The following is a 23,233-nucleotide window of genomic DNA, read 5'->3' on the forward strand; positions in this document are numbered from 1 at the left end:
GATCAGGGATTTTTGTCACATATCCCTGTTGTACAAAGTGCTTTATCCGCTTTTTCGGTTAAAATATTCATTTTTTACGCTAACACGACCCATATCATGGCTAAACCATTCAGAATTGCACCTAGTATCCTTTCCGCCAACTTTGCCAAACTAGGCCAGGAAATTACCGATGTCATCACTTCTGGTGCTGATATTGTTCACTTTGACGTCATGGATAACCATTATGTTCCCAACCTGACGATTGGGCCTTTGGTCTGTGAGGCGATTCGCCCGGTGACTGATGCAATTATTGATGTGCATTTGATGGTGAAGCCTGTCGATCGCATCATTCCTGACTTTGCCAAGGCTGGCGCCAACATCATCACTTTCCACCCAGAAGCTTCTGATCATATTGATCGCAGTCTGTCACTGGTACGCGAGCATGGCTGTAAATCAGGCCTGGTGTTCAATCCCGCGACTCCACTGAGCTACCTGGATTACGTCATGGACAAAGTGGACATGATCCTGCTGATGTCGGTCAACCCGGGTTTTGGCGGTCAGAAATTCATTCCAGGCACACTGGACAAGCTGCGTGAAGCTCGTGCCCGTATCGATGCCTACACTGAGAAAACTGGCCGTGAAATCTGGCTGGAAGTCGACGGTGGTGTTAATCCATCCAATATTGCGGATATTGCCCGTGCGGGTGCTGATACTTTCGTGGCAGGGTCTGCCCTGTTTGGCGCTGGCAAGGACACCGATCCTAACCGTTACGACACTGTCGTCAGCGCATTGCGTGCTGAATTGGCAAAGGTCTAGTCATTAACATGAATCCCCGAACCCTGAACCCCCAGAGCAACTGGCGATGGTGGCGCTGATTTAGCCACCTTCTGGCAAGGTCAATGCCAGCGTCATCGTCTATATTCAGGATTCGGGAGTTTTTATGTTGCACACTATCAATCAACAAGCGTTTGATGCCCTCGCGAGTGAGGGTTTCAATCGTATTCCACTGGTCGTAGAAACCTTTGTCGACCTTGATACCCCTCTTTCGCTCTATCTGAAATTGGCTAACCAGCCTTACTCCTATTTGCTGGAGTCGGTGCAGGGCGGTGAGCGTTTTGGTCGCTATTCCATCATAGGCCTGCCCGCCAAGACGCGTATCGAAGCCCATGGTCGAACACTGAAGGTACTGCAAGATAACGCGGTTATCGAGTCGGTTGCAGATATCAATCCGCTGGATTTTATCCAGCAGTATCAGGCCCGCTTCCGCATCCCGCCATATCAAGGCTTGCCACGTTTTACCGGTGGTCTGGCGGGTTATTTTGGCTATGACACCATACGCTATATAGAGCGTCGCCTGGCTCACACCGTCAAGCCAGATGCCTTGGGGGTGCCCGATATCCTGCTGATGGTCTCGGAAGAGCTGGCAGTGGTGGATAATCTGTCTGGCAAGCTTTACTTCATCGTCTATGCCGATCCTGCCCAATCCATGGCCTATGCGCACGGCATTGCGCGCTTGCATGAGCTGGTGCGTCGCTTGCGTCAGCCAGTGCAGATTCCAGAAGCATCCGCCATGGATACGACTGAGGCGCGATCTGAATTTGGTGAAGACAGCTTCAAACAGGCGGTGGCACAGTCCAAGCAGTATATTTTTGATGGCGATATCATGCAGGTAGTGCTGTCACAGCGCATGGCCCAGCCTTTCAGTGCGCCACCACTTTCGTTGTATCGTGCATTGCGTAGCCTGAATCCCTCACCCTATATGTTTTATTACGACATGGGCGATCACCACGTGGTGGGGGCTTCACCAGAGATTCTGGTGCGACTCGAGGATGATATTGTCACTTCCCGTCCCATAGCCGGTACCCGTCATCGCGGCAAGACGCGTGAAGAGGACATCGCCCTGGCGGAAGAGTTGCTCGCTGATCCCAAGGAAATCGCGGAGCATGTGCAGTTGATGGATCTAGGGCGTAATGATGTGGGCCGTGTGGCTGAGGTTGGCAGTGTGCGTGTCACCGATAATATGCTGATAGAGCGCTACTCTCACGTCATGCACATTGTGTCTAATGTCGAAGGCAAGCTTAAGCCAGGCATGAGTGCGATTGATGTGCTGAAGGCAACCTTCCCTGCGGGTACCTTGAGCGGGGCCCCCAAAGTGCGTGCGATGGAGATCATCGATGAGCTGGAACCGAGCAAGCGCGGCATCTACGGTGGTGCGGTGGGTTATCTCGGTTTTAATGGGGATATGGACCTGGCCATTGCTATCCGTACCGGTGTGATCAAGGATGGTATGCTCTATTCACAGGCTGGGGCAGGTATTGTGGCTGACTCTGTGCCTGAAAATGAATGGATAGAAACTCAAAACAAGGCGCGAGCGGTATTGCGTGCTGCTGAAATGGTGCAATCAGGGCTCGATAACAGCGAGGGTTGAGCATGACCATAGAGACAAGCCGGCAGTTAAGTCGGCTTATTATTCTTGCACTTGCCTACTTTGCCATTGGCAGAGTCAGTCAATGCTTGCCATTCCTCGTATCTCATGTGGTGTTGGTCTGGTTACCTGCGGGCATTGCGGTTGCCGCCCTGGTACGCTGGGGCATGCGCTACTGGCCTGCGATTTATGCAGGCGCCTTTCTCGATAGTTTGACCTATCTTTATCCTTTGCATGGCAATGATAGCCTGGCGCTGGCATTCTTTGTGGCTGCTGCCGATACGCTGGCGGCTGTGCTGACGACGTCGATACTGCGCCGTACCTTTTTCCACACTTCTTTGAACAGAATACGTGATATTCCTCTGATGGTCCTCGCGGCTGCCAGCGGCATGCTGGTTTCAGCCGTGGCTGCTGCACTAGCCATGCGCTATGCCGGTATGCTGGATGCCGCTCTGTTTTTGAACTCCCTGTTCTTATGGTGGACAGCCCACGTGGTGGGTGTGCTAGTGCTCTTGCCGCTTTTGCTCAATATTTCATGGGATGAAGTGAAGGTGCTGTGGAAGCAGCGCAAGCGTTATGTCGGATTAGCCCTGGTAGTGTTTGTGCTGGAATCGTTGGTTTTTCGATATGTCATTGATTATGCAGATCAATACATGGTGCTGGCATTTCTGGCTATCCCTTTTGTGGTGCTGGTTGCCATGCGTACAGGCGTGACGGGTGCCTCCTTTATTGTGCTGGTGTTGTCCTTGATTGCCATGTTCTCCATGGTGAATATTGAGCCAAGTGATGAATGGGAGCTTGGTTACCAGCCCGCATGGGCGCTATGGGTGTTTACCAGTACCTTGTCCATGGTCGTGCTGCTGATTACGGCATTGCAGTCGTCCCGTGAAACTACAGATAGGGCACTGCGCAGCAGTGAAACCAAGCTGCGGGCGGTAGTAGACAATGCACAGGACGGGATTGTCAGTATTGATGAAAAAGGAAATCTGGTTGAGTTTAACCAGGCTGCCGAGCGTATGTTTGGCTATAGTCGAGCCGATGTGATTGGCCAGCCCATGGTGGATAAAATTATTCCGCCCTCGTTGCGCGCTGCCCACTTAAAAGGGCATCAGCATTTTATGGATACCAACCAGGCCACCATGTTTGATCGCCGTCTTGAACTCATGGCGATGCGGGCAGATGGCACGGAGTTTCCCGTCGAGCTGACTATCACTTCATTACTGGATAAAGGCGTGCCGCTGATTACCGGTTTCTTCCGTGATCTCACTGAGCGCAGGAAGGTTGAACAGGAAATTCGTAATCTGGCCTTTTTTGACGTGCTCACTGGCCTGCCCAACCGGCGCTTGCTGGTGGATCGCTTGCAGCAAGCGATTGCCGCCAGCGTGCGGCAATACAAGCATGGTGCGGTCATGTTTATTGACCTGGATGATTTCAAAGCCTTGAATGATTCACGTGGTCATGATGTCGGCGATTTGCTGCTGATTGAGGTGGCCAAACGTTTGCGTGAATGTGTGCGTGCTGAGGATACGGTAGCCCGCCTGGGGGGCGACGAGTTTGTGATCATTCTTGAGGATCTCAGTGCGGATATGGAACATGCGCTGGTACAGACCAGGCAGATAGCGCAGAAAATACTGGATACGGTCAATCAGCCTTATCTCTTGGGCGAAATCGAACACCATAATTCATCCAGCATGGGCATTGCGCTGTTTACTGGCAATTTTGTCAGTATGGAAGAATTGCTCAAACGCTCTGATACTGCCATGTATCAGGCCAAGGCGGGTGGACGTAATACCTTGAGGTTTTTTGATCCTGCCATGCAGGCGGCACTGGAAAAACGCGTTGATCTGGAACTGCAGTTAAGGCTTGCGCTGGTACAGAACCAACTGCGGATGTATTGCCAGGTGCAGGTGGATTCCAACCGTCGTGCTTTCGGTGCGGAAGTGTTGTTACGCTGGCAACATCCTGAGCATGGCTTGTTGCCACCCAATGAGTTTGTCGGCATTGCCGAGGATAGCGGCTTGATTGTTTCCATCGGGCGCTGGGTGCTTTACAGTGCCTGCCAGCAACTAAAGCTGTGGGAAACGCGGCCAGGTCTGAACAGTTTGCAACTGGCCGTGAATGTCAGTGCCAGGCAGTTCCGTCATGCAGATTTTGTTGATGATGTATTGAAGATTCTGGAAACCACGGGGGCTAACCCCTCACTGCTCAAGCTTGAGCTGACCGAAAGCGTGGTGCTGGATAATATTGCCGATGCCATTGAGAAAATGAATGCATTACGTACGACAGGCGTGCGCTTTGCCATGGATGATTTTGGCACCGGGTATTCCTCCCTGGCTTATCTCAAGCGATTGCCTTTGTCGCAAGTTAAAATTGACCGGTCATTTGTCCGGGACATCGCAGAAGATCAGAGTGATGCTGCGATTGTGCAGGCGATTATCGCCATGAGTAATACCCTGGGTCTGAATGTGATTGCAGAAGGTGTGGAAACTGAAGCGCAGGTTGAACTGCTGGAGCAATATGGCTGCCGCTATTTCCAGGGCTATCTGTTTTCCCAGCCCTTGCATATGCATGAATTTGAGCGGGTGTTGGAAGCTAATGGGCTTTTGTTTATAAAAAATTCCAGCCAAAATGACGGGTTGGCTTAGATGCGCGATGACGAAGGAAGCAGAACATGCTGTTAATGCTCGATAACTATGACTCTTTTACCTACAACCTTGTGCAATATCTGGGAGAGTTGGGGCAAGAGGTACAGGTATACCGCAATGATGAAATCAGCCTGGAGCAGGTCGCTGCACTGAATCCGTGCCATATTGTGATTTCCCCTGGGCCATGTACACCGAATGAAGCCGGCATCTCGGTTCCCTTGATTCATGAGTTTGCCGGCAAGATTCCTATTCTGGGAGTCTGCCTCGGCCATCAAAGCATAGGCCAGGCATTTGGCGGCAATATTATCCATGCCAAGCAATTGATGCACGGTAAGACCTCACAGATCCATCATGCCAATATTGGTGTTTTCAGGGATCTGCCCAACCCTTATACCGCTACACGGTATCACTCGCTGGTGATAGAGCGTGAAACCATACCAGACTGTCTTGAAATTACCGCCTGGACTGAGGACGGTGAAATTATGGGCGTGCGTCACAAGACATTGCCGATCGAAGGGGTGCAATTTCATCCTGAATCCATATTGACGCAATATGGACATGAACTGCTGAATAATTTCCTGAAGGCGTATTGATGAGTATCACGCCGAAAATTGCTTTGCAGAAATTGATAGATCACGTTGATTTTTCGCATGAGGAAATGCTGGATGTGATGCAGCAGATTATGGCAGGCGCTTTCACACCAGTGCAGATCGCCGGGGTTCTGGCCGGTTTTCGCGTGAAGGGCGAAACCGTGACTGAGATTGCGGCAGCAGCTCATGTCATGCGTGAGCTTTCAGCGAAAGTGGTGGTCGCTGATGATCTGCACCTGATAGATACCTGTGGGACAGGGGGCGCTGCCAATAAGGCCTTTAATGTGTCCACTGCATCGGCTTTTGTCGCAGCTGGCGCTGGGGCCACCATTGCTAAGCATGGTGGCCGCGCCGCTTCATCCCAAACCGGTTCTGCGGATGTGCTTGAAGCCTTGGGTGTGAATATAGGGCTGAGTCCTGAACAAGTTGCGCAATGTGTAAACCAGGCTGGTATTGGTTTTATGTTTGCCCCCAATCACCATAGCGCGATGAAGTATGCTGCTCCCGTGCGACGTGAGCTCGGGGTGCGGACCCTGTTCAATCTACTGGGGCCTTTGACCAACCCTGCTGGCGCCAGGCGGCAGGTTATGGGTGTGTTTCACCGCGACCTGGTGCCTTTGCTGGCATTGACCCTGAGGCAGCTGGGAAGCCAGCATGTGATGGTGGTCCATAGCGCGGACGAGATGGACGAGATTTCCTTTGCGGCGGATACCTATGTTGCTGAGCTCAAGGATGGGGAAGTGCGAGAGTTTGTATTGAACCCCAAGCAGTTTGATATGCCTCTGCATGATATTGATAGTATTCATGTAGAAAATGCACAGGAATCCAGCGAAATCATTCTCAGTGTGTTTGCTGGGGCAAAGGGTCCGGCACGGGATATTGTCTTGCTGAACGCTGGTGCGGCCATCTATGTGTCTGGGCTTGCTCCAGATATCCAGACAGGCATCCATAAAGCGGCAGAGTCATTGGATTCTGGTGCGGCGGCGGCAAAGCTGGAACGATTGAAAGTACTGAGCCAGCAGCTATGATGCGTTTGCTCTTGATCATTGCGATAGCGCTGTTTTATACCGTCTATCATTTCAGTCAGCCGGACACGGCATCCGCATTGCCTGCGGGCGAGCATGTCATTGCGCTGGAACAGTCCTCGGCGGCAGATGCACGTATCAAGCAGGCATTTGAACAGCATGAGGGTGGTGTGCAAGTACAATCCAGAGGCCTGGTCGCCAAGGTGTTGCCTGACGATGAGGAAGGCGCACGCCACCAGCGGTTTATTCTAAAACTGAATAACGATATGACCTTGCTGGTCGCCCATAATATTGATCTGGCACCACGTATCCCGGAGATCAAACTGGGCGATGAAGTCGATTTTTATGGGGTATATGAATGGGGCCACAAAGGCGGTGTCATTCACTGGACCCATCACGACCCCCAAGGCCGCCATACGGGCGGTTGGTTGCGTCACAATGGGCGGGTTTATCAATAGTTATAAGCCGCTGGCTTTAATCAATCAGGATCATCAACAGAACCATGTCCGATATTCTCAACAAGATACTTGATGTCAAACAGGCCGAGGTGAGTGCTGCCAAGGCAAAGCGATCACTGGCGCAATTGCAGGATGAGATTGCACAGCATGCTGCGCCACGCCCTTTTCTTGAGGCCATACGCCGCAAGATTGCTGCAGGTCGATCTGCGGTGATTGCTGAAATCAAGAAAGCGAGCCCTTCCAAAGGAGTTATTCGCGAAGACTTCCAGCCGGCAGCGATTGCTGCCAGTTATGCCCAGCATGGGGCAGCCTGCTTGTCTGTATTGACCGATGAGCAGTTTTTCCAGGGTAACGCGGATTATTTGAAACAGGCACGGGCTGCCTGTGATATTCCCATATTGCGCAAAGATTTTATGATAGATCCCTATCAGGTGTTTGAGGCGCGTGCCATGGGCGCAGATTGCATCTTGTTGATCGCAGCCGCCATTGATTTATCCCGCATGCGTGAGCTGGAAAGTATTGCTCATGAGCTTGGAATGAACGTGCTGGTGGAAGTGCATAATGGGGAAGAGCTGGATGTTGCGCTACAGCTGGAAACGGACTTGCTGGGCATCAATAACCGTAACCTGCGCACGTTTGAAGTGACGCTGGATACCACCTTGGATCTGCTGGCGCGTATCCCACAGACTAAAACCATCGTCACTGAATCCGGTATTTTTACGCAGGAAGATGTTGCACTGATGCGCAGCCATGATGTGCATACTTTCCTGGTTGGGGAAGCATTCATGCGTCAACCTGACCCAGGCGCCGAGCTGGCAAAAGTATTTGCATAAGGAAGATTCATGACGGACCACAATCGACAATTTCTTGCTACCCGCCCGCGCCGGATGAGGCGCGATGAATTCTCGCGTCGCTTGATGCGCGAGCATGTACTGACAAGTAACGACTTGATCTATCCGGTATTTGTTCTTGAAGGAGAAAGCCGGATTGAGGATGTTGCTTCTATGCCCGGGGTGCAAAGGCAAAGCATAGATAACTTGCTGGAAACTGCAGGTGAGTGCGTCGAGTTGGGGATTCCGGCATTGGCTTTGTTCCCTGTGGTGGATCAGCAATACAAAAGTCTTGACGCCAGTGAGGCTTGGAATCCACAAGGCTTGGTGCCGCGTGCCGTACGCGCGCTAAAGGCGGCATTTCCTGAATTGGGCGTTATTACTGATGTGGCCCTGGATCCGTATACCACGCATGGCCAGGATGGCGTGATTGATGAAACCGGCTATGTGCTGAATGATGAAACTGTAGCCATACTGGTGAAACAGGCATTATGTCATGCCGATGCCGGCGCAGATGTTGTGGCGCCCTCGGACATGATGGATGGGCGCATAGGCGCGATACGGGATGCGCTAGAAGAAGCAGGACATATCTACACACGCATTCTGGCTTACTCAGCTAAATACGCGTCGGCTTTTTACGGGCCTTTCCGCGATGCTGTCGGCTCCTCGGCCAATCTGGGTAAGAGCAATAAATACAATTACCAGATGGATCCGGCTAATAGCGATGAAGCGATTCGAGAGGTCGCGCTGGATCTGGAGCAGGGTGCCGATATGGTCATGGTGAAGCCAGGCATGCCTTATCTTGATATTGTCAGGCGTGTGAAGCAGGAGTTTGGCGTGCCGACTTATGCTTATCATGTCAGTGGTGAATATGCCATGCTGAAAGCCGCTGTGCTCAATGGCTGGCTTGATGAGCCGGCTGTCGTCATGGAGGCCATGCTGGGATTCAAGCGTGCGGGTGCAGATGGCATCCTGACCTACTATGCGATGGATATCGCACGCTGGTTGAAGAGTAGCTAGTACTACTCGCCTTGTGATGAGATTGTCGGCGCTTGATCTATGCCTGATTGCTTGATCAGGTTTTGTAGTGCATCAATATTGGCTTTGCTCGCATTGCTACCGTTGACCGGGCTTTTGGTCGGGGTACGCATATCATCAATCTCGAACACGCTGAGTCGGATTATACCGTTGGGGCCATCGAGCGAAAATACCGGCACTTTCTTTCTATCCGTGTTGCGCCTGTCACTGACCCGATAGGATTTCTCGTTGGTTTCATACGGGATTTGCTGATTGAGCAGATAAATCTCGACCTCTTTCAGGCTATCTGCAAACAGGTGAATATGCGTTTCAGCATATTTTCCCGCCGTGCCATCCAAGACTGATCCCGTCAGGTGAGGATTGAAGCGCTGCAATAACTGCATGACCACCAGGGCATCCTTGCGTAATTGCAGCAAGGCTTCAGGCTGTTCTTCACTACTGTATATCTCGTGATATAGCCGGATTTCCTCCTCAATCTCACTATTGGTAGGCATGCAGTGGGTATCGGTCACGCCCAGCTGGCGTCCGGCCTTGCGCTTGGCATAGGCATAGTCTGAAATACCTTCTTCCGCCATCATGCGCGCAGCCTGCTGTGCAATCAGCTGGCGCAAATGGGATTGTCGATTGCTATTTTCTTTTGCCATGATGCAAGCGGCTTCAATATTAAAATAGTTAGAACAGCTGGTCGGCCCGTGGCGGCGTATTGTCCTGTCTCTCTGTGGGGGCAGGCTGACCATGTCCTGGAATAGGGAATCCCGGGATCAGGGAAGCTGGTTCTTCCACCTCTGGTGGTGGGAATTCATGATAGAAATATTCGATCATGCTGTGTTCACCGGTAGCACGCATGCCAGTGGCCGGGTCTATCAGTATAGGTGTCACACCCGTTGGAACCTCAAGTGGAACATCCGGGATGCCGCGCAGTGCGGAGCTCATATAGTCTATCCAGATCGGCAGGGCTGCCTTGCCGCCGGTTTCTACGCTACCCAGTGACTTCGGTTTGTCGAAGCCTATCCAGACAATCGCTACTTGTTTGGGGTTGTAGCCTGCAAACCAGGCATCAATCTGATTGTTGGTGGTACCGGTTTTGCCTGCAAGATCGGAGCGGCCAAGTTGCCGGGCGCGAGTGGCAGTCCCTATGCGCACTACATCCTGCAGCATGGAGGTCATGATGAAGGCATTACGGCCATCAATCACTCGAGGCGCATCCTTGCCCGCTAGTTGAGGCTTGGACTGTTCTAATACATTGCCGCGACTGTCAACAATTTTGGCAATAATGTAAGGCTTGACCCGATAGCCGCCATTGGCCAATACAGAGTAGGCCCCCGCCATTTGCCATGCAGTCACAGAGCCAGAGCCCAGCGCCATTGCCAGATAGGGCGGGTGATCCTTGGGTGAAAATCCGAAGCGGGTGATGTAATCCTGCGCGTAGTTGACGCCTATGCCTTCCAGAATGCGGATGGAGACCATGTTCTTGGATTTGGTCAGGGCGGTGCGCATGCGCATTGGACCATCGTACTTGCGGTCATAATTCTTGGGCTCCCACGCGGAGCCACTGCCGGTTTCCCGTGCAGAAATCGAGATAGGTTCGTCCTCTATCATGCTGGCTGGCGTAAAGCCTTTTTCCAGAGAGGCTGAGTAAATAAACGGCTTGAAACTTGAGCCTGGTTGTCGCCACGCCTGGGTTACATGGTTGAATTTGTTGCGGTTGAAGTCAAACCCGCCAACCAATGCACGCACGGCACCATTTTCAGGATCAATCGATACCAGGCCTGATTCCACCTGGGGCAGTTGCACGATATGCCAGTTTTCTCCCTGGCGCATGATGCGGACCACGGCACCTGGCTTGATGCTGCGTTTTGCCGGATCTTTCTCGGACAGCAGCTTTTGTACCAGCGCCAATCCCTCTCCGCTGATATCAAGATTGATGCCATTTTTGGCATAAACGCTGACAGTTTTTGCACTGGCTTGAGTAACAACCGCGGGCATCATGCCCTGGAATTCTTCAATGTCATCCAGCGCACTATCCAGCCAGCTACTGCCATTGGCGGGGACATTACCTGGCTTGACCAGTTTTTCAGGCCCACGATAACCATGGCGTCTGTCGTAATCGATAATGCCTTGCAGGACGGCGCGATTGGCGGCTTCCTGGTTGCTTTTGCGGATAGTGGTATAGATTTTGAGACCGCTACTGTAGATATCATCTTTGTACCGTTCGTACATCGCCTGACGTACGATTTCCGCCACGTAATCTGCGGATAGGTCACGCATTTTGCGTGACTTGCGGAAGCGATGAGGTTCTTCAAGTGCGGCTTGGTATTGCTTGTCTTCAATAAAGTGCAAGTCCTTCATGCGACGCAATACATAATGCTGGCGCGCCTCGGCTCGTTTTGGATTGGCAAATGGATTGTAACGCGAAGGAGCTTTAGGTAAGCCTGCCAGCATGGCTACTTCGGCCACACTTAGCTGATCTAAAGGCTTGCCATAATAGACTTGCGAGGCAGCGGCAAAGCCGTAGGAGCGCTGGCCCAGATAAATCTGGTTGATATACAGCTCAAGAATCTGATCCTTGGTCAGGCTGTGCTCAATCTTGATGGATAACAGCGCTTCGCTCAGTTTTCGTGTGGCGGTTTTCTCGCTCGACAGGAAGAAGTTACGCGCAACCTGCATGGTGATGGTGCTTGCGCCTTCCTTGAAGCTGCCAGACGTTACGTTGGAGATTGCGGCTCTCAGTATGCCCAGGGTGTCGACCCCGCCATGCTTGTAGAAACGCTCATCTTCAGCGGCAAGAATGGCTTCTTTTAGTTTTTTAGGGACAGCATCAATGCTGATGAATGCGCGACGTTCTTCGCCGAACTCACCGATCAACTGACCTTCTTCGGAGTAGACCCGCATGGGGACTTTGGGCTTGTAGTCAGTGAGGGCTTCTAGTGAGGGAAGTTCAGGATAAATCAGCGTGGCAGCGAGGCCAACCAGTGCAGTTGCCACCAATCCCAGGATCAGGCCGGTCAGGATCAGGAACTGCCACCATTTTTTAGGGAGCATTGATAGGGTTCAGTATTGGAAACAGACGTCGTTATTATAAGTGGCATTGCCGCTAATTTAAAAACAATAATCTGCTTTACTCCATTTATAGTTGTTGTTAGCATCTAAAGTAAATTATTAAAAACGTTTGTAACTAACCGCAATAGAAAGGGAATTTCGTTTGAAATTCGACTTTTTTACAGAGCGCGCAACGCCTCTGATTGGTGTGGATATCAGTTCCACGTCGGTCAAGATGGTCGAACTGGCGCAGGGGAGCAAAGGGGCTTATCACCTGCAGGGTTATGCTATCGCGCCGATTGCCAAGGATGCTGTTGTCGATGGCAATATTGTGGGGCTGGATCTGGTGGCAGATGCAGTCAAGCGCGCGTGGAAGTTGCTGGCGACACGTGAGCGGCGGGTGGCAGTCGCTTTGCCAGCTGCGGCCGTGATTAGCAAAAAAGTGCTGATGCAGGCAGGTCTGCGTGAAGAGGATATGGAGTTCCAGGTTGAAGCGGAAGCCAATCAGTACATTCCCTTTTCCCTGGATGAAGTGAATATCGACTTTCAGGAGCTAGGGCCTGCTGCGAATAATCCCAATGAAGTTGAAGTCCTGATTGCGGCTGCGCGTAAAGAAAAAATTGAAGACAGGGTTGCCGCTGCTGAAGGCGCTGGTCTCAAGGTAGTGATTGTTGATGTGGAAACCTATGCCACTGAAGCCGCGTATGAGCTTGCTGCCAGTGCTTTACCCAAGGCGGGCAAAGAACAAACGGTCATGGTGGTGGACGTGGGTGCCTTGATCATGCACGTTCATGTATTGCATGACAATCAGGCAGTCCATAGCCGTGAGCAGGCGTTTGGTGGCTATCAGCTGTCACTGGAAATCCAGCGTCGTTTCGGTATTTCACCTGAAGAGGCAGAGTTGGCCAAACGTAATGGCGGCTTGCCGGATAGTTATGAGGCAGAAGTATTGCAACCTTTTGTCCAGTCCCTGGCGCAAGAAGTGGCACGAGGACTACAGTTTTTTACCAACTCCACCCAGTACAACAAGGTTGACCAGATTTTACTGGCTGGTGGCTGTGCTGCCATTCCTGGCGTTGCCGCTGCGATTCAGGAAAAGACCCAGGTCAATACCGTCGTGGCCAACCCCTTCAATCATATGTCGATTAATCCCAGGCTGAAGCAACAACAGGTAGCGCTGGATGCGCCCGCATTGATGAATGCCTGCGGATTGGCATTGAGGAGGTTTGATTAATGGTCCGCATTAACCTGTTACCGCATCGCCAGATCAAGCGTGCAGAGCGGCAGCGCCAGTTTAATTTGATGCTCGCAGTGACAGCCGTGGCTGGCGTCGCGATTGTCTTTATGGGCATTACCATTATCGGTAGCAAGCTTGACGAGCAGGTGAACCGCAATGCCCGCCTGGAGGCAGCTAGTGCAAACCTCGACAAGCAGATCGAGGAAATCAAGGAACTCAAAAGCCAGATACGCAACGTACTTGAGCGCAAGCAGGTGGTTGAGAATCTGCAGTTAAACCGCAGCCAGGCCGTGATGCTGCTGGATGAGGTGAGCCGGCAAATGCCAGAAGGCATGTATCTGCGGGCGGTTAAACAACAAGGTAGAATCATTACGCTGGAAGGCGTGGCAGATACCAATGCCCGGGTTGCTACTTTGGTGCGCAATCTTTCAGGATCTGCATGGCTGGAAACACCCAGCTTGGTCGAGATCAAGTCAACTGCACTAAATGGACTCAAGCAAAATAATTTTACATTGACGGTACAGTTGAAGGCCCCTAAATCGCTTGAAGATGAAGCCCCTGCCACGAAAGGCAGGCCAGCATGAACCTGCAAGAGTTAAATAATATTGACCTCAATAATACGGGCAGTCTGCCGTTACCAGTCAAAGCGTTATTGCTGGGGATTTTGTTGCTGGTGCTGGTGATTGGAGGCTACTGGTTCTTCTGGAGCCCGTCACTTGATGAACTGGATCAGGCGAAAGCCAAGGAAGTGGAGTTGCGTGGGACATTCTTAGCCAAGAAAAGGCAGGCGATTAATCTTGAGGGTTATAAACAGCAGATGGTGGAAATTGAGCGTACGTTCGGTGCGCTTGTTAAGCAATTGCCGGATCGTTCGCAAATGGATGGCTTGCTGACAGATATCAATCAGGCAGGCCTAGAGCAAGGCTTGGAGTTTGAGTTATTCAAGCCTGGGCATGAAGTCATTGCCGACTTCTATGCGGAAATGCCGATCTCTATCAAGGTCACCGGTTCTTATCATGATCTGGGAGCCTTTGCGACGGATATTGCCAGGTTGCCACGTATTGTGACCCTCAATGATATTGTGATTAATGCCCCAGCCAAGGATAGTAAAGATGGTCGACTGGTGATCGAGGCGGTAGCGAAAACCTATCGTTATCTGGATGCCAATGAAATTGCAAGCAAGAAACAGGCAGAGAAAAAAGAGGCCAAAAAATGATACTGGCCGGATTTAAGCTGATAGGGAATACCCAGGTGCTTGCGCAAGCAAGATATGGGATGTTGATAGTGTGCTTGTTATTGACTGCTTGCGGCGATGGTCAGGGAGATGATCTGGATCATTTTATTCAGGAAGCTGGCAAGGAGATGAATGTGCGCATTGAGCCCTTACCTGAGGTGCAACCTTATTCTTCAGCGGTCTATAACGAAGATGGCCTGCTGAATGATCCATTCAAGGCAAGAAAAGCAGCGACGAATCGTAGTAGCAACTTGCAGCCCAATATCAATCGGCCGCGCGAGCCCTTAGAAGGTTTTCCGCTTGAAAGTCTCAAGTTTGTAGGTTCCTTGTCAAAGGAGAAGTTGAAGTATGCCTTGATCCAGACGCCAGAAAATACGGTACAGCAGGTCAAAATTGGCGGGTATATGGGGCAGAATTTCGGCGTAGTTACAGACATCACCGAAGGTGGCGTGACGCTGAAGGAAATCATTCAGGATGAATTAAGTGGTGACTGGACAGAGCGTACTTCCAGCATTGAGTTGCAGGAATAAGGGTGAAAAAATGAATATCATAAAATGGGTCACAAGCCTCTCTTCCGTTGTGCTGGCGTTGATGACATCGATGTCGACGGGATATGCGGATGATCAGACAGAGTTTGCCAATAAGATAGAAAAAATCGACTTCGTGGCAATGTCTGGGGGGCGCGTAGCGGTTCAGATTCAGACTACAAACCCCATTCCTAATCCACCTGCCGGATTCACCTTGAATAACCCGTCCAGAATAGCGCTCGACTTTCCTGCTGTCGGTAACGGTCTGGGCAAGAACAGTCTGCAAGCAGGCCAGGGGGTGTTGAAGGGAGTCAATCTTGCCCAGGCTAAGGATAGAACACGACTGGTGCTGAGCCTTGCCAAGATGGTGGCCTATAACACCACGACGCACGGCAAGGAAACCACCATTATCCTGCAGGCCAATGAGGTGAATGGACTTGCGAGCGGGGCAGTATCGCGCTTTGCAGAAGCCAGGGCAGGTGAACAGTTACATACCCTCAACAACATTGATTTTGTGCGTGGCAAAAATGGCGAAGGCCGGATCATGGTCGATCTGTCTGATGCCTCGGCTGGCATTGATATACGCCAGCAAGGAAAAACAGTGGTGGTCGATTTTATCAACACTGAGTTGCCAGCCAAGTTGCAGCGTCGCCTCAATGTGATCAACTTCAATACACCAGTCCTTTATGTCGATGCGATGAAGCAGGGCAACAATACACGCTTGATTATTGAGCCGCAGGGCTTGTGGGAGCAGTCTGCCTATCAGGCTGACAGACGCTTTATTATTGATATCAGGCCTGTGGTTGAAGATCCCAACAAGTTGGTGCAGGGCTCAAAACCTGGATATGCTGGTGAGAAGCTGTCATTGAATTTCCAGAATATCGATGTGCGTTCCGTGCTTCAGGTGATCGCAGACTTCACCGGCCTGAATATTGTCACCAGCGATACCGTGACTGGCAACCTTACATTACGCTTGAAGGATGTCCCCTGGGATCAGGCGCTCGATATCATTATGTCCAGCAAAGGACTGACCCAGCGTAAAACGGGCAACGTCATCTGGGTGGCTCCTTCTGATGAAGTAGCGGCCAAGGAGAAGCTCATGCTGGAGGCGAGTCAGCAAATTGAAGAGCTGGAGCCTATGCGGACAGAAGTGTTCACCTTGCGCTACCAAAAGGCGGAAGTGTTCAAGAACATTATTAGCGATAGCAAACAAAAGATTCTTTCAAAGCGTGGCAGTGCAGTGGTGGATGCCAGAACCAACACCGTGTTTGTACAGGATACCGTCAAGCATCTGGCAGAAATCCAGCACATCATCAACAAGATTGATATTCCCATCAAGCAAGTCATGATTGAGTCGCGGTTGGTGATTGCTGATGAAAAATTCGGCAGAAGCCTGGGCGCTCGCTTTGGGGTACAAAAGCAACAGGCCAGTGGCGATACCCGTTACGGCAGTAGTGGTACCCTGGGCAATACCATTACGCAGCGGACCACAGATCCAACCACGGGCGTGATCACTGAAACCATTGCCAATCGAGTTGGTTCTTCCACATTGGCAACCACCTCTATTCCGGGGACCGTGGGGGTGGGTGTCAGCGCTGATGGCGCGCAGGACTTGAACGTGAACCTGCCGGTAGCCAATGCATTTGGTAACTTTGCTTTCAGCTTGTTTCGCTTGCCCGCTGGCTTCTTGCTTAACCTCGAGCTCTCGGCCTTGGAAACCGATCAGCGCGGCAAAATTGTTTCAAGCCCACGCGTGACAACCGCTAACCAGCAAAAAGCAATTATTGAGCAAGGGACACAAATTCCGTTCCAGCAAGCTACCAGCAGTGGTGCCACGGCGGTTCAGTTCAAGAATGCATCACTTAGTCTTGAAGTCACGCCTCAAATCACGCCGGATGAAAAAATCATCATGGATCTGGAAGTGAAAAAAGATAAAGTCGGGCAAATCTTTGCCAATGTACCGTCGATTGATACGCAGCGCGTGCAGACCCAGGTGTTGGTTGCTAATGGTGAAACCGCAGTGCTGGGTGGTATTTATGAGCAGACAGAGCGGAATGACGTAGACAAGGTGCCCTTTTTTGGTGATCTTCCTTTTATTGGAAATGTCTTCAAGCGCAGAACGAAACAAAGCGATAAAACTGAACTGCTGATCTTTATTACGCCTAAAGTAATGGATGAGAATCTTTCAGTGCGCTAGTCATATCTGACATAAGCGCTGGATTCACTTAAAATGCTCACCATGCGAATGGTGGGCATTTTTTATGGCAGGAAATATTTTTTTTGTAGGGTTGATGGGGGCAGGAAAGACGACGATAGGCCGTATTATTGCCAAGCACCTGGATAAAGCATTTTATGACACTGATCATGAGATTGAACGTCGTACCGGTGTGAATATCCCCGTCATCTTTGAAGTGGAAAAGGAAGATGGTTTCCGCAGGCGGGAAGCAGGCGTGATTGAAGAGCTTGTTGCCATGCCTGATATCGTCCTGGCAACAGGTGGTGGCGCCGTCTTATTGCCTGAAAACCGGGAAAACCTCAAACAAAATGGTATCGTGATTTATTTGCGCGCCAATGTGCATGAGTTATGGTTACGCACTCGCAATGATAAAAACAGGCCCTTGCTACAAGGGGATAATCCCCGGAAAAAGTTGGAGCAGCTGTTTGCAGAGCGGGATCCGTTGTACCGGGAAGTCGCTTCCATTATTGTAGATACCGGCGGACAGCCCGTCAGTGCTATCGTGCATCAGATTGAACAGAAACTTACTCATCTCTAAAAGTGATATGCAGACATTAAACGTAAATCTGGGAGATCGCTCCTACCTCATCCATATAGGCAATAATCTGTTAAGCCAGGCTGAACTGATATTGCCCTATCTCAAGCGCAAGCAGGTGGCTGTGGTCACCAATACAACGGTTGCTCCTTTATATCTGGAAAAATTCTCCCAGCCGTTACGCGATGCTGGCGTCTCGGTCATTCCCATTATTCTGCCCGATGGCGAAGCGTATAAGAATTCAGACACGCTGAACCTGATTTACGATGCGTTGTTGAAAAATCGATGTGAGCGCAGTACCACGGTCATTGCACTCGGTGGCGGTGTGATTGGTGATCTTACTGGTTATGCTGCTGCCACTTATCTGCGCGGTGTGCCCTTCATTCAGGTGCCCACAACCTTGTTGTCTCAGGTCGATTCTTCAGTCGGCGGCAAGACCGGCATCAATCATCCGCTGGGCAAAAACATGATCGGTGCGTTTTATCAGCCACAGTTAGTACTTGCCGATCTTGACACACTGACTACCTTACCTGAGCGCGAGTTGTCGGCAGGGCTGGCTGAAGTGATCAAGTATGGCCTGATCCGGGATGTCGACTTTTTCTCCTGGCAGGAGGCCAACATGCAGAAGCTGCTGGCGCTGGATACTGAGGCCATGAGTTATGCCATTTACCGATCCTGTGAGAACAAGGCGGAAGTCGTGGCGGCAGATGAGCGTGAGTCTGGTGAGCGGGCGTTGCTCAATCTGGGGCATACGTTTGGTCATGCCATAGAAAATGCCATGGGTTATGGTGTTTGGTTGCACGGCGAGGCAGTTGCTGCCGGCACCATGATGGCAGCGGATCTGTCACGCCGTCTTGGTTGGTTGAATCAGTCGGATATCACGCGTATCGCCACCATTTTTGCACAAGCAAAACTGCCAGTGCAGGCGCCAGATCTTGGTGTAGAGCGTTATATTGATTTGATGGGCTTGGATAAAAAAGTGGTCGATGGAAAAATCCGTCTGGTGTTGCAGCAGGGGATAGGGAAATCCGTGGTAAGCAGTGACTATGATGCAGAGATGCTAAGGCAGACCCTGGCACTGGCAGCATGACTGAATTGAAGTCATACGCCGCTGACCCCGCAGCGAGTCTGGGCAGACTGCATGACGAGCCAGCCCCATCAACACGCAACCATTTTCAGCGAGATCGAGATCGCATTATCCATTCCAGCGCTTTCCGTCGCCTGGAGTATAAGACGCAGGTTTTCGTCAACCATGAAGGCGATCTGTTTCGTACCCGTCTGACCCACAGTCTGGAAGTCGCCCAGATTGGACGTGCGATTGCACGTAACCTGGGTTTGCATGAAGATCTGATAGAAGCCATCGCGCTGGCGCATGACCTGGGTCACACCCCATTTGGCCATGCCGGGCAGGATGCCTTGAATGATTGCATGCGAGAACATGGTGGCTTTGAGCACAACTTGCAATCCTTGCGTGTTGTTGATCATCTGGAACAGCGTTATGCCGAGTTCGATGGCTTAAACCTCACCTTTGAGGTACGTGAAGGCATACTCAAGCATTGCTCTTTGAGTAATGCAAAAATGCTGGGAAACGTCGGTGAACGCTTCATTCAAAAAACGCAGCCTTCACTGGAAGCACAGGTTGCCAACCTGGCAGATGAAATTGCCTACAATAATCATGATGTCGATGATGGCTTGCGTTCAGGCTTGATTACGCTGGATCAATTAGCGGAAGTCAGGGTGTTTGCTGAGCATCTGGCAGTCGTGCGCGAAAAATATCCCACGCTGGCTGGACGCAGGCTGATTCATGAAACGGTACGCCGCATGATTCATACCCTGGTGGTGGATTTATGCGAACAGACTAATCTGAATATTGCTCAGCATCAGCCTGACACTATTGACGATATCCGTCACCTCCCGCCATTAATCGCCTTTAGTGCATCCATGCAGGCACAGCAACTGGAACTCAAGCGCTTCCTGCGGACTAACCTCTATCAGCATTATCGCGTGAATCGCATGACCTCCAAGGCCAAGCGCATTATTCGGGAATTGTTTGGGGCTTTTATCAATGATGCCGGGCTTTTGCCTCCGGAATATCAACCGATAACCAGGCCAGATAAAGCACGAGCCATTGCTGACTATATCGCCGGTATGACAGACCGTTATGCCATCCGCGAGTATCAGCGTGTCTTCTCAATAATCTGAGCGAGAGCTTTAGCTTGTTGTTATAACTAATTCAGCCATATTACTTTTCTCTTTCGTAGTTGTTGGTTTGTTGCAAAATTACAACACATATTCTGGCATATCATCAAAAAACCACATCTTTGCTTGCGGTCTTTCAAGCGGCTTTGGCATACTGCCCATAACTTCTTTGAATAGAAGTCAGCGAAATACTCTTGAAGTAGTTGATACAAACTGCACAAGAGCTAACTAAAACGCATTAGGAGATATACATGAACAAGAAACTAGGCTTGGCAGTTGCCGGCGCTGTATTGGCATTCAGTGCTTCTGCAGCAAACGCAGGTATCATCATTCCAGCAGGTGACTGGACTGTAGATATCGGTGGTAACGTTAATACTTACTACACAAACACAAAATTCTCTGGTGATGCATTTGATGGTATTGGCCGCAAGAACTCAGTTTCTACTGGTCTATTGCCATCAGCTCTGGGTATTGGTGCTAAGACCCGTCAAAATGATTTAGACATTGCATTCCAGTTTACATTCTTCGTTGGTGCAAACAGTGAAAGCGGCTTCGGCACAACTGGTGCAACCCCATTAAATGGTGGTGAAAGTCGTGCTGGTGATGGTAACTCTATCAACATTCGTCAAGCTTACTTGACTTTCGGTGACGCTAGCTGGGGTACTATCAAGGCTGGTCGTGACCTTGGTTTGTTCGGTTCTGATGCTATTCTTTCCGATATGACGTTGCTGGGTGTTGGTGTTGGTGCCGGTGGTCCTGGTAACTCAACACTGGGTCGTATCGGTTCCGGTTATGTTTACGCTGACTGGATCGGTCAAATTCAATATGCATCTCCTAACTGGAATGGTTTCAGTTTTGCTGTAGCCGCTCGTGAAGGTTTGCGTAATCAGCTTGCTCAAATTGGCGATGAAGAAAAAACTAAGCTAGGTGTTGATGGTAAGGTTAGTTATGAGTGGACTGGTGATGTTTCTGGTAAGGTTTGGGCTGGTTTCATCTCACAAAAGCATAACAATACATTAACCGGTGATTATACTTCTCGTGGTTATGACGTTGGTGGCAAGATCAATATTGCTGATTTCGGTTTGGTTGGTTACTACTACGATGGTAAAGGCTTGGATCTGCAAACTGGCCAACAATTAGGCGGTCTGCAATTCTTGGGCGGCAATAAGTCCGATGACAAGGGTGGTTATGTACAAGGTACATATAAGTTGCCAGGCGTTGGTACTAAACTTGGTCTGTCATATGGTATTTCCAAGTCAGACAACAGCAACGGTGCAGCTGTTAATCCAGGTGTAGATTTTGAGAACAAATCTTGGATTGTTGGTGCTTACCACCCTCTGACCAAGAGTCTGAATCTGGTTGCAGAATATGCGCAACAAAAGGTAGAAGCTGATTCCCTGGCTGGTAACATTGACGGCAAGGCTAAGACTATCAGCTTGGGCGCAATCCTGTTCTTCTAGGACTTAAATCGCAAGATTTAGCTTAGAATGCAGTAAGCGTAAAAACGGCACCCTAGGGTGCCGTTTTTTATTGCCTGAAAAGATGGTTTTTCTTTAAAAATAGCTGTTGATGGCTCTCAGCATTTCTCCTAAGTACCAGACGTATCAGCTTGCCTGATTTAGACACTGTTAATTACCTTACTATGATATTTACCGACTAGCGGCGACTCATCGCCCACTTTCATTTCGGCATGGAGCCGCAATCTGTTGTCAGCAATTATGCTAATTATAGAGAGACGCCGGGCATAGGCCCGGAGTTACATGAAGTTAGATTGGACTAAGTTTCCCCTATCTGAGTGACGTGTGGTGTGAATCTATTCGTCTATTCCCAGTTCCTGAATTTTCCGGGTAAGTGTGTTTCGACCCATACCTAATTGCGTAGCAGCTTCAATCCGTCGTCCGCCGGTATGTTGCAGTGCCTTGGTGATGAGGATGCGTTCAAACTCATGGGTGCGACTTTCAAGAATTTCCTGTTCACCACGATTCAGTGCATCAGTCACTTCGGAACCCAGGGCCTCCTGCCATGAAGTGGCGCCACTTGGTTTGGTGGCATCTTCTTTGAGTTCTGGAGGCAAGTCGGCTACATCAATATTTTGGCCAGGCGCCATCACGGTGAGCCAGTGGCAGACGTTTTCCAGTTGGCGTACATTGCCACTCCAGCTTAGCGTGGCTAGGTAGCGTAAGGCTGCGGCTGAGGGTTGTTTAGTTTCCACGCCGAGCTCACTTGCGCTGTGCTGCAAGAAGTGTTTCACCAGTAATGGAATGTCTTCACGGCGTTCACGCAGAGGAGGCAGGCGCAGGCGGATCACGTTTAAACGATGGAACAAGTCTTCACGGAACAAGCCGAGTTTGACGCGCTCCTCAAGGTCCTGATGCGTTGCTGCGATAATACGCACATTGACCTTGACTGGTTGATGTCCACCTACCCGGTAGAACTGGCCATCACATAACACGCGCAACAAGCGGGTTTGCAGGTCTGAGGGCATATCGCCGATTTCATCCAGGAACAATGTCCCACCATCGGCCTGTTCAAAACGGCCGCGCCTTGCAGCTTGTGCACCGGTAAATGCGCCGCGCTCGTGGCCAAAAAGTTCTGACTCCAATAAGTCTTTGGGGATGGCTGCGGTATTGATGGCAATAAAAGGCTTGTCCGCGCGCGGGCTGTGCCGGTGCAGTGCACTGGCTACCAGCTCTTTGCCGGTACCGGATTCTCCGTTGATCAACACGGTCGAGTGCGAGCGGCTCAAGCGCCCTATGCCTCGGAATACTTCCTGCATCGCAGGGGCCTGGCCGATGATTTCTGGCGTTTCTTCTTGCGCTACCACTTCAATGGCTTGGCGCATGCTTTCTTCTACGGCACGACGAATCACTTCAATGGCCTGGTCCACATCAAATGGTTTGGCCAGATACTCGAAGGCACCACCCTGGAATGCAGCGACGGCGCTTTCCAGGTCGGAATAGGCGGTCATGATGATGACTGGTATTTCAGGATGGCGTTGTTTGATCTCTTGCAGGAAATCCAGGCCAGAGCCATTGGGCATGCGAATGTCGCTGACGACGACCTGCGGTTCTTCACGGGACAGTGCGTTCAGTGCTTCTGGTACCGATGCGAACGTCTTGAAGTCCATGTCGGTACGCGCCAAGGCCTTTTCAAATACCCAGCGTATGGATTTGTCGTCGTCTATGATCCAGATCGGTTTCATGATGTATGCCTGTTCGTTGAAGTCTGTTTTTATT

The 23,233-nt window shown here is 50.7% G+C and carries 20 protein-coding genes; 17 read left to right on the forward strand and 3 right to left on the reverse strand.

The window, feature by feature from the left end:
* Window positions 1-96 precede the first annotated feature (96 nt).
* The 8 genes from rpe to hemB all read left to right on the forward strand — a co-directional run bounded on the left by rpe (window position 97) and on the right by hemB (window position 8,972).
* Window positions 97-795: a ribulose-phosphate 3-epimerase gene (gene rpe / locus LG201_RS12345; RefSeq protein ID WP_226772505.1), complete on the forward strand. Its 699-nt coding sequence runs from the start codon at window positions 97-99 to the stop codon at window positions 793-795.
* Between the two features lie 124 nt (window positions 796-919).
* Window positions 920-2,407, forward strand: a complete 1,488-nt coding sequence (trpE, locus tag LG201_RS12350; RefSeq protein WP_226772506.1) for an anthranilate synthase component I — start codon at window positions 920-922, stop codon at window positions 2,405-2,407.
* 2 nt (window positions 2,408-2,409) lie between these two features.
* Window positions 2,410-5,049 (forward strand): bifunctional diguanylate cyclase/phosphodiesterase, encoded by a 2,640-nt coding sequence (locus LG201_RS12355; protein ID WP_226772507.1) that lies wholly within the window; start codon window positions 2,410-2,412, stop codon window positions 5,047-5,049.
* Between the two features lie 26 nt (window positions 5,050-5,075).
* Window positions 5,076-5,642 (forward strand): aminodeoxychorismate/anthranilate synthase component II, encoded by a 567-nt coding sequence (locus LG201_RS12360; RefSeq protein WP_226772508.1) that lies wholly within the window; start codon window positions 5,076-5,078, stop codon window positions 5,640-5,642.
* On the forward strand, window positions 5,642-6,667 hold the full coding sequence (trpD, locus tag LG201_RS12365; RefSeq protein WP_226772509.1) for an anthranilate phosphoribosyltransferase: 1,026 nt from the start codon (window positions 5,642-5,644) through the stop codon (window positions 6,665-6,667). Before LG201_RS12360 ends, trpD begins: the two co-directional genes overlap by 1 nt.
* Window positions 6,664-7,122, forward strand: coding sequence for a DUF3465 domain-containing protein (locus LG201_RS12370; RefSeq protein WP_226772510.1), 459 nt, complete (start codon window positions 6,664-6,666; stop codon window positions 7,120-7,122). Before trpD ends, LG201_RS12370 begins: the two co-directional genes overlap by 4 nt.
* A 44-nt stretch (window positions 7,123-7,166) precedes the next feature.
* Complete coding sequence (trpC, locus tag LG201_RS12375) at window positions 7,167-7,955, forward strand: indole-3-glycerol phosphate synthase TrpC (protein ID WP_226772511.1); 789 nt, start codon at window positions 7,167-7,169, stop codon at window positions 7,953-7,955.
* 9 nt (window positions 7,956-7,964) lie between these two features.
* On the forward strand, window positions 7,965-8,972 hold the full coding sequence (gene hemB, locus LG201_RS12380) for a porphobilinogen synthase (RefSeq protein ID WP_226772512.1): 1,008 nt from the start codon (window positions 7,965-7,967) through the stop codon (window positions 8,970-8,972).
* A 2-nt stretch (window positions 8,973-8,974) separates the two neighbouring features.
* Here the strand turns inward: hemB and LG201_RS12385 are convergent, their stop codons facing one another.
* Both LG201_RS12385 and LG201_RS12390 read right to left on the reverse strand, forming a co-directional pair.
* On the reverse strand, window positions 8,975-9,634 hold the full coding sequence (locus LG201_RS12385) for a hypothetical protein (RefSeq protein WP_226772513.1): 660 nt from the start codon (window positions 9,632-9,634) through the stop codon (window positions 8,975-8,977).
* 28 nt (window positions 9,635-9,662) lie between these two features.
* Window positions 9,663-12,032, reverse strand: a complete 2,370-nt coding sequence (locus LG201_RS12390) for a penicillin-binding protein 1A (protein ID WP_226772514.1) — start codon at window positions 12,030-12,032, stop codon at window positions 9,663-9,665.
* 160 nt (window positions 12,033-12,192) lie between these two features.
* On the opposite strand from LG201_RS12390, the gene LG201_RS12395 reads away from it, so the two are divergent.
* From LG201_RS12395 to LG201_RS12435, 9 genes are all read left to right on the forward strand, one after another.
* Window positions 12,193-13,263: a pilus assembly protein PilM gene (locus LG201_RS12395; protein WP_226772515.1), complete on the forward strand. Its 1,071-nt coding sequence runs from the start codon at window positions 12,193-12,195 to the stop codon at window positions 13,261-13,263.
* Window positions 13,263-13,850, forward strand: a complete 588-nt coding sequence (locus LG201_RS12400; protein WP_226772516.1) for a PilN domain-containing protein — start codon at window positions 13,263-13,265, stop codon at window positions 13,848-13,850. The genes LG201_RS12395 and LG201_RS12400 overlap by 1 nt, the downstream gene beginning before the upstream one ends.
* Window positions 13,847-14,482 (forward strand): type IV pilus inner membrane component PilO, encoded by a 636-nt coding sequence (pilO, locus tag LG201_RS12405; RefSeq protein WP_226772517.1) that lies wholly within the window; start codon window positions 13,847-13,849, stop codon window positions 14,480-14,482. The genes LG201_RS12400 and pilO overlap by 4 nt, the downstream gene beginning before the upstream one ends.
* A gap of 59 nt (window positions 14,483-14,541) precedes the next feature.
* A complete protein-coding gene (locus tag LG201_RS12410) occupies window positions 14,542-15,030 on the forward strand; it encodes a pilus assembly protein PilP (protein ID WP_226772891.1) in 489 nt (162 codons plus the stop codon).
* 10 nt (window positions 15,031-15,040) lie between these two features.
* Window positions 15,041-17,224 (forward strand): type IV pilus secretin PilQ, encoded by a 2,184-nt coding sequence (gene pilQ / locus LG201_RS12415; RefSeq protein WP_226772518.1) that lies wholly within the window; start codon window positions 15,041-15,043, stop codon window positions 17,222-17,224.
* 64 nt (window positions 17,225-17,288) lie between these two features.
* Window positions 17,289-17,801 (forward strand): shikimate kinase, encoded by a 513-nt coding sequence (locus LG201_RS12420; protein WP_226772519.1) that lies wholly within the window; start codon window positions 17,289-17,291, stop codon window positions 17,799-17,801.
* A gap of 7 nt (window positions 17,802-17,808) precedes the next feature.
* Window positions 17,809-18,888 carry a 3-dehydroquinate synthase gene (aroB, locus tag LG201_RS12425; RefSeq protein ID WP_226772520.1) on the forward strand — a complete coding sequence of 360 codons (1,080 nt, stop codon included), beginning with the start codon at window positions 17,809-17,811 and terminating at the stop codon, window positions 18,886-18,888.
* Complete coding sequence (locus tag LG201_RS12430; protein WP_226772521.1) at window positions 18,885-20,000, forward strand: deoxyguanosinetriphosphate triphosphohydrolase; 1,116 nt, start codon at window positions 18,885-18,887, stop codon at window positions 19,998-20,000. Before aroB ends, LG201_RS12430 begins: the two co-directional genes overlap by 4 nt.
* 248 nt (window positions 20,001-20,248) lie before the next feature.
* A complete protein-coding gene (locus LG201_RS12435) occupies window positions 20,249-21,457 on the forward strand; it encodes a porin (RefSeq protein ID WP_226772522.1) in 1,209 nt (402 codons plus the stop codon).
* Window positions 21,458-21,810: 353 nt separating this feature from the next.
* Here LG201_RS12435 and ntrC read toward each other — a convergent pair whose 3' ends face one another.
* Window positions 21,811-23,199, reverse strand: coding sequence for a nitrogen regulation protein NR(I) (gene ntrC, locus LG201_RS12440; protein WP_226772523.1), 1,389 nt, complete (start codon window positions 23,197-23,199; stop codon window positions 21,811-21,813).
* Window positions 23,200-23,233 lie beyond the last annotated feature (34 nt).

The organism is Methylobacillus gramineus, assembly GCF_020532675.1.
GTDB classification, from domain to species: domain Bacteria; phylum Pseudomonadota; class Gammaproteobacteria; order Burkholderiales; family Methylophilaceae; genus Methylobacillus; species Methylobacillus gramineus.